The sequence below is a fragment of the Frankia sp. AgKG'84/4 genome (assembly GCF_023242965.2).
In the GTDB taxonomy this organism is placed as follows: Bacteria; Actinomycetota; Actinomycetes; order Frankiales; family Frankiaceae; genus Frankia.
Genome location: NZ_JALKFU020001194.1, coordinates 1 through 2,603, shown reverse-complemented (window position 1 = coordinate 2,603; position 2,603 = coordinate 1). Strand labels below are relative to the sequence as shown.

The 2,603-nt window shown below is 72.9% G+C and carries 3 protein-coding genes and 1 pseudogene; 1 reads left to right on the top strand and 3 read right to left on the bottom strand.

All coding sequences use genetic code 11. The annotated features are described in order from the left end of the window. From MXD58_RS28640 to MXD58_RS28630, 3 genes are all read right to left on the bottom strand, one after another. The coding region (locus MXD58_RS28640) for a glutamyl-tRNA reductase (RefSeq protein WP_518478710.1) at positions 1-583 on the bottom strand (583 nt) is incomplete at its 3' end. Next, a complete protein-coding gene (locus MXD58_RS28635) occupies positions 580-1,722 on the bottom strand; it encodes a redox-sensing transcriptional repressor Rex (RefSeq protein WP_284678974.1) in 1,143 nt (380 codons plus the stop codon). The genes MXD58_RS28640 and MXD58_RS28635, both read right to left, overlap by 4 nt. 199 nt (positions 1,723-1,921) lie before the next feature. Beyond that, positions 1,922-2,239: a glutaredoxin family protein gene (locus MXD58_RS28630; protein WP_248839620.1), complete on the bottom strand. Its 318-nt coding sequence runs from the start codon at positions 2,237-2,239 to the stop codon at positions 1,922-1,924. 180 nt (positions 2,240-2,419) lie between these two features. Here MXD58_RS28630 and MXD58_RS28625 point away from each other — a divergent pair. Beyond that, positions 2,420-2,603, top strand: a pseudogene (locus tag MXD58_RS28625) (sigma-70 family RNA polymerase sigma factor); the annotation flags it as partial.

Sequence of the window (2,603 nt, the reverse complement as noted above, 5' to 3'; positions counted from 1 at the left end):
TCGACGAGCACGGCGCCGCGACCGGCACCGCCGGCGCCTCGGCGAGCATGCCGAGGCTGGACGCGGCCAGTTGGATGCCGACCGCGACGATGGACGCCCCCGCCGCGTCGATCGAGGTCTCGGAGTGCGCCCGCTTCCCGACCCGCAGCGCCGCCTGGAACAGCGCGGACAGCTCGCCGCTGACGCTGCCGGCAGCCTGGGCCCCGCGGAAGGCGCCGCGCACCTGCCCGAGGATCTGCGACTCACCGACGAGCATCGAGTCGAGCCCGCAGACGACGGAGAACAAATGGCCGACCGCGCGGGCGTCGTGGTGGACGTACAGGTGGGCGGCGAGATCGGCGAGATCGATGCCGCTGATCCGGCTGATCTGGTCGGAGATGTCCGCGACGCCCCCGTGGAACGTCTCGACCTCCGCGTAGATCTCGATGCGGTTGCAGGTGGACAGCACGATCGCCTCGCTGACATGCGTCGCGGCGATCAGGTCGTGCAACACCTTGGGGGCGTCGGTCGCGGAGACCGAGGCCTGTTCCAGCAACGAGGTCGGCGCGGTTCGATGGTTGAGCCCCACCACCAGCAGGCTCATGCCGGCTCACCGCCCACGAACCCACGGGCGAGGGGCGCTCCGCCCACTGGCGGGAGAACAGGGGCCGGCGGCCGGTCGGCCCGGCCCACCTGGCCGAATCCGGTCGGCCGGCCCGCCGACCACGCCGGTACGGCTTGACGAGTCACCCGCACGACACCATCCGTCTCGGTCCTCATCCTGTCTGTCCGGGACACCCTGTCTGGCCGGGGCATCGCCCCGACGCTGCCCACCACCGCCGACGACACCCCGCCGGCGGCCGCCGCCTCACCGGCCGCCAGATCACCCGGCGGCGGAGCCGATACCGCGGGTGCCAGCCCGGCGCCCTCGCCCGGCAGCGGCCCGCGCACCGGCTCGGCACCGTCGACCACCCGCGGCACCGACGTGGCCCGGGAAGACCAGGACCCGTGGGTGGCGACACCGTCCGGGCCGTCCTGCTCGGCCAGTGCTGGCGGGCCGGGAGCCTGCTCGCGCGGCGAGGCGGGACGTTTGCGTGCCTCATGGAACGAAAGGATCTGAAGTTCTACGGCGAGGTCGACCTTACGCACGTCCACCCCTTCCGGCACGGACAACACCGTTGGGGCGAAATTGAGGATGCTCGTGACCCCGGCGGCTACGAGCCGGTCACACACCTGCTGCGCCGCGGCGGCCGGGGTGCAGATCACCCCGATCGTGACAGCACATTCGTCGATGACCAGTTCCAGCTCGTCGATGGGGCGGACGACGACCTCGCCGACCCGCTCGCCGACCCGGTCCGGATCCGCGTCGACCAAAGCAACGATACGGAAGCCGCGGGCGTGAAACCCCCCATAGCCGGCGAGGGCGTGGCCGAGGTTGCCGACTCCGACGAGCACCACCGACCGGTCCTCGGTGAGGCCGAGCCGCGCCGCGATGCGGTCGAGCAGCACGTCGACCTCGTACCCGACCCCACGCGTCCCGAAGGAACCGAGGTGGGACAGGTCCTTGCGGACCTTCGCGGGAGTGACCCCGGCGGCGGCCGCCAGGGTGTCCGAGGACACAGTGTGAACGGCACCCTCCGCCAGCGTGGTCAGCACCCGAAGGTAGAGCGGGAGCCGGGCCACCGTCGCGTCCGGCACCGGCGATCGGTCGGCCGCCGGTTGGCTGCGGGACCGCCGCCGCATCACCGCGGGGCGACGTCGTGGCTGACTCATCCGCGGCTCCGATCTCCGGGCGCGCGACTCCGCCCGGAGCCAGGGGCCCGAATCCGTGGCCCCGCCGTGCCCCAGATCCGGGGCTCGGCGCCACAAGTCGGTTGTCGTCGGGCAGTGTACGACTTCGTGAAGGGATTCACGAAGTGCGCGCGAGGGGCCCAGACCGCGATCAGCGGCCGCGGCCGGGGCGCAGGGACCAACGGCCACCGGCCAGCGCCCGCCGCAGTCGATCTTCCTCTACCCGCCAGTAACCATGCTCGCGACCGTCGACCAGAACGACCGGGACCCGGTCGCCGTAGTCCTGCGCCAACTGGGGATCGGCATCGACGTCCGCCTCGCGCCATCCGACCCGCTCCTGCTCCGCGACCCTGGCCACCGCGTCCCGCGCCGTCTCACAGAGGTGGCATCCCGACCGGGTGAGAAGAGTGATGCGTGCGTCGCCCGCACCGGGAACCGCCGGCCTCGGTCCAGGCCCGTCGTCGTCCATCTCACGATGGTAAGTCCGGCTGCCGGCCCGGGTGGGCCGCTCGCGATGCCAGCTGCGACCGGCACGGGCATGGTCCGCGACTGCCCGCCGTGGGTATTGCGGCTACACTGAGCTACCTGACTGTTCTGCCCCGGGCCTGCCGGCCCGTCCTGTCATGACTCATCCTCCGGAGTCCGGGCCGTGACCGACCGCACGCTCGCCGAGCTCGCCGCCGGCCTCGCCGCCGTGCGGCGCGGTCCGGACGCGTGGCGAAGGCCCCTCGTGCCCTGCCTGCCGGCCCGGCCGTGTTTGCGCGCCGGCCTGCGCGACCTCTGTCGAGCGATGGCCTCGGCCGCCCTGCCACCGCCACGCCTCGCCTCGGCAG

Excerpts from the sequence above, each read along its gene's own strand:
- MXD58_RS28635 (WP_284678974.1), bottom strand. The coding sequence starts at position 1,722 with ATGCGGCGGCGGTCCCGCAGCCAACCGGCGGCCGACCGATCGCCGGTG.
- MXD58_RS28630 (WP_248839620.1), bottom strand. The coding sequence starts at position 2,239 with ATGGACGACGACGGGCCTGGACCGAGGCCGGCGGTTCCCGGTGCGGGC.